The organism is Anaerovibrio sp. (genome assembly GCF_051866355.1).
Taxonomy (GTDB): Bacteria; Bacillota; Negativicutes; order Selenomonadales; family Selenomonadaceae; genus Anaerovibrio.
Window position 1 is genome coordinate 1 of sequence record NZ_JBJDWZ010000017.1, and the last position, 4294, is coordinate 4294.

The following is a 4294-nucleotide window of genomic DNA, read 5'->3' on the forward strand; positions in this document are numbered from 1 at the left end:
AGGATGCCATTATTATGGCTATGGCCAATCCGGAGCCGGAGATTATGCCGGAGCTGGCTAAGAAGGCTGGCGCCCGTATTATCTGTACCGGCCGTTCTGATTTCCCTAATCAGGTGAATAATCTGCTGGCGTTCCCTGGCATTTTCCGTGGTGCTTTGGATGTGAGGGCTACAGATATTAACACTGCGATGAAGATTGCTGCAGCTACTGCTATTGCTTCCCTGATACCGGAGGAGGAGCTCAGGGAGGACAATATTATCATCAGTCCGTTTGATAAGCGCGTAGCTCCTAGAGTGGCTGCTGCGGTGGCACAGGCCGCTATTGATACCGGCGTGGCCACCAAGGACGGCATGACCGCGGAGCTGGTGGCTGAGCATACTATGGAGATGCTGGGGGCATAAGGTATATTCGCTTTGCCTGCTGTATTGAATAAAAGCGCAGTTGACTATCCCCTCCTTTATATATGTAAAGGAGGGGATATAAATGTATCGGTCAATGGCCTGATAAATGTTCCTTTTCAGAATCCGCCGTCTTATGAAAAGCTGCTCGGCAATTTGCAAGGGGCGTATTCCAGGCGCTTGAACATTAAGCACAGATTAGTATATACGGTAATGGAAGAGGAAAAAATCGTCAGGATTATAAGTATGTGGTCCCATTATGAATTTTAGCTACACAAAAGCAGTTATGTGTGGAATGCGAGTTATGTCAATCCGCTCATAGTTGCTTTTTTGTTGTTTTTGCGGGCGATAAAGGATTTTCAGGGGGAATGTCGAATTAAATAAGCAGATATTTGTTATGTGTATGTGGGGCGGTTATATGCGGTGCTTATTTCGTGTCAGGGCGGCGTGAGTTATGTTTTTGAAAAAGGTGTTTGTAGAGCAGGAAGCTGGTGAGGGATGATGGCGACAGATAATAGCACATTGGATTATTACAATAGGAATTCGGCAGATTTTGTGCTTGCAACCCGTGGTGTTGATTTTGGGGAGATACAGGACAAGTTTTTAGAAAAGATTCCTTCAAAGGGCTTTATTTTAGATTTTGGATGTGGTTCCGGCAGGGATACTAAATATTTTTTGGCAAAGGGATATACGGCAGAGGCGTGGGATGGTTCGCTGGAATTATGCAGGTCTGCCAGCGAGTTTATCGGGATGGAAGTAAAAAACAGATTATTTCAGGATTTATCCGCCTGTGATTTATATGACGGTATATGGGCGTGTTCGTCAATTTTGCATCTGCCTTTAGATGAATTAATCTCGGTCATGACAAAAATCGAAAGAGCCCTAAAGAAAAACGGTGTTTTATATACTTCATTTAAATATGGGAATTTTTCCGGGGAGCGCAATGGCAGGTATTTTACCGATATGACAGAGAAGAAATTTCATGAAATATTAAAGAGTTATCCGTCTTTACAGGTTATAGAGATTTGGAAAACTGGTGATGTGCGGCAGGGCAGGGAAAATGAGCAGTGGTTAAATATTTTGCTCAGGAAAACAGATTAATATGCAAATGATATAAGCTGGTGAGAGAATGGGATATTTTTCTAATGCAGAAACATGGACAGTAAATGAAAGCAATGTAGCGTATTCAGCTGTTACAACTGGCGATAAAGGGCTTGACAGGCAGCTGCTTTATCAGTTGAATATGTGCATAAGAAAGGCAAATAAGATAGATGTTATAGTATCTTTCTTGATGACTTCCGGTGTAAAACTGATTATCAAGCAATTGAAGAATGCTGTGGATAGAGGCGCCAGCCTGCGTATTTTGACTGGGAATTATTTGGGTATAACACAGCCGGAGGCCCTGTATTTGCTGAGGCAGAAATTAGGCGATAATTTTCAGCTGAGGATGTACAATGACAGCACGCGCTCGTTTCATCCCAAAGCATATATTTTTGAGTTTGATAACTGCCGTACTATTTTTGTGGGAAGCTCCAATATATCAAGGTCTGCCCTGACTAATGGCATTGAATGGAATTATTGCCTGCAGGAAGAAAACGACCCGGATAATTACAAAAAGTTTTGTGCCACTTTTGAAGAATTGTGGTGTAATCACTCTGTGATTATGGATGATGAGGCATTACATAGCTATTCTAAAACGTGGCATCGCCCTGCTGTGTATAGAGATATGCAACGCCAAATTCAAGATGATTCTTCTGATGATACCAATGTCCGCTTTTTATATGAGCCACGAGGGGCGCAGATTGAAGCCTTGTATGCCCTGAGTAATCTTCGTCAGGATGGTGGCACAAAGGGGATTGTACAGGCCGCAACAGGTATAGGCAAAACTTTTTTGGCAGCATTTGACTCAAAAGAATTTAACAGGGTACTTTTTGTGGCGCATCGCAAAGAGATATTGGAGCAGGCAGCCAAATCTTTTCGTTGCGTAAGACCTGATAAGACAGTTGGTTTTTTCATGAGCGAATACAAAGAAACTGATACGGATTTTGTTTTTGCTTCTGTTGCGACTTTAGGTCAGGCAGAATATCTGAGCAGCAGGTATTTTGGGCAGGAAGATTTTGATTATATCGTGATAGATGAATTTCATCATGCCGTAAATAAGCAGTATAAAAATATCATTGAATATTTCAGACCAAAATTTTTGCTTGGGCTGACAGCGACGCCGGAGCGCATGGATGGCAGGGATATTTTTGCGCTGTGCGATTATAATGTACCCTATGAAATTAATCTGGCGGAGGGTATTAATAAGGGGATGCTTGCACCTTTCAGGTATTATGGCATCTATGATGATACCGATTATAAAAATGTCGAATATCATCAGGGTCATTACAACATAAAGGCATTAAATGCAACGTATATCTCCAATACCAAAAGAACCGATTTGATTTTTATGCATTACAGCAAGCACAAACGGAAGCGGGCTTTAGGCTTTTGCTGTTCAAGGGAACATGCAGAGATGATGGCAGAGGAGTTCTGCAAGCGGGGTGCAAAGGCGGCCGCGGTTTATAGCGGCGTTCAGGGCAATTATTCTGTAGGTAGGGAGAAGGCTTTGATGGGGCTAAAATCAGGAGCCATCGAAGTTATCTTTTCTGTTGATATGTTTAATGAAGGGGTAGATGTAAAATCCCTTGATTTGGTTATGTTTTTGCGTCCAACGGAATCGCCAGTGGTATTCCTGCAGCAGCTGGGGCGCGGCCTGCGCATTGATAAGGGCAAGCAATATCTTGTAGTGCTGGACTTCATCGGCAATTACGTGAAAGCGGACAGAGTTCAGAAATATCTATCAAATGATTATATTGGCAATCCGGGTAAAGAAAGCGTAAATTATGATGTGGAACCTCAAAGCATCTATCCGGATGATTGCCAGGTTGATTTTGATATAAAATTAATTGATATGTTTGCAACCTTGCAGCAAAAGAGGATAAATAAGCAAAGGCAGATAGAGGATGAGTTTAAGAGGATATGTGACGAATTAGATGGCAGGCATCCGACCAGAATAGAGTTATTCAATATGATGGACAGGGAGATTTATCATATCTGCTTGTCAAATAATAAAATCAGTCCCTTTAGTGATTATCTGACTTTTTTGGAGGGACAGGGATGCCTGATGCCTGATGAAAGCAGAATTTTTTCCAGTGCAGGCAGGGAGCTTGTGGCGTGGGCAGAAAAAACGAATATGACAAAAGTGTATAAAATGCCCGTGCTGATGTCTTTTTTGCAGGAGGGGAAAATTAAAGATTCCGTTACGATGGATGATGTACTAAAAAGCTGGAAAAGTTTTTTTGCGAGCAATAGAAATTGGCGTGATTTGCCGTCAATTAGCTCATATCAGGAATTTTTGCAATTAAGTGATAAATGGCATATCAGGAAAATTCTGGACATGCCGATTAAATATCTGAAAAACAATCAGGCCGCTGGCATAATAAAGCTGGATGGGGCTTCGGGTGATACACTGCTGGAATTTGATGATGTGATTAAAAATGTAATAGCGTTGCCGGGCCTGCATGAGCAGTTATATGATGTGTTGTCATATAGAGTACAATATTATTATTGGCAGAGATATGAAAGCAGAAAATAAGTATCGAAGGGAGATTTTATCATGAAAAGGCTGGTCATTGTCTTTACTGTTATGCTGATGCTGGTGGGCATGGGGGCGGCGTATGCCTCCGGGTATCTTCTGAATACCCAGAGCGGCAAGTTCCACTATGCAAGCTGCCGTACTATCAAGCATCCGAATTCGGCAAAGTTTGTGCCGGTGGAAAGCCGCGAAGAGGCAATAGCCCTGGGGTACAAGCCGTGCGGCGTTTGCAGGCCTTGACGTAAAAATCAATGTCAGC

At 42.5% G+C, this 4294-nt stretch carries 5 protein-coding genes; all 5 read left to right on the plus strand.

What is annotated here, in order from left to right; all coding sequences use genetic code 11:
• A partial coding sequence (locus ACI3UA_RS00835) for a malic enzyme-like NAD(P)-binding protein (RefSeq protein WP_439722939.1) occupies positions 1-401 on the plus strand: 401 nt, incomplete at its 5' end.
• A gap of 24 nt (positions 402-425) precedes the next feature.
• The gene (locus ACI3UA_RS00840) at positions 426-668 is read left to right on the plus strand and encodes a Txe/YoeB family addiction module toxin (RefSeq protein ID WP_439722963.1); all 243 of its coding nucleotides are present in this window, start codon (positions 426-428) and stop codon (positions 666-668) included.
• A 228-nt stretch (positions 669-896) separates the two neighbouring features.
• Positions 897-1499 carry a class I SAM-dependent methyltransferase gene (locus ACI3UA_RS00845; protein ID WP_439722940.1) on the plus strand — a complete coding sequence of 201 codons (603 nt, stop codon included), beginning with the start codon at positions 897-899 and terminating at the stop codon, positions 1497-1499.
• Between the two features lie 28 nt (positions 1500-1527).
• On the plus strand, positions 1528-4035 hold the full coding sequence (locus ACI3UA_RS00850) for a DEAD/DEAH box helicase family protein (protein ID WP_439722941.1): 2508 nt from the start codon (positions 1528-1530) through the stop codon (positions 4033-4035).
• 21 nt (positions 4036-4056) lie between these two features.
• Entirely contained in the window at positions 4057-4275 is a 219-nt protein-coding gene (locus tag ACI3UA_RS00855; protein WP_439722942.1) for a nuclease, read from the plus strand.
• Positions 4276-4294: the final 19 nt, after the last annotated feature.

Coding starts and splice junctions, on each gene's coding strand:
- ACI3UA_RS00845 (WP_439722940.1), top strand. CDS start 897: ATGATGGCGACAGATAATAGCACATTGGATTATTACAATAGGAATTCG.
- ACI3UA_RS00850 (WP_439722941.1), top strand. CDS start 1,528: ATGGGATATTTTTCTAATGCAGAAACATGGACAGTAAATGAAAGCAAT.
- ACI3UA_RS00855 (WP_439722942.1), top strand. CDS start 4,057: ATGAAAAGGCTGGTCATTGTCTTTACTGTTATGCTGATGCTGGTGGGC.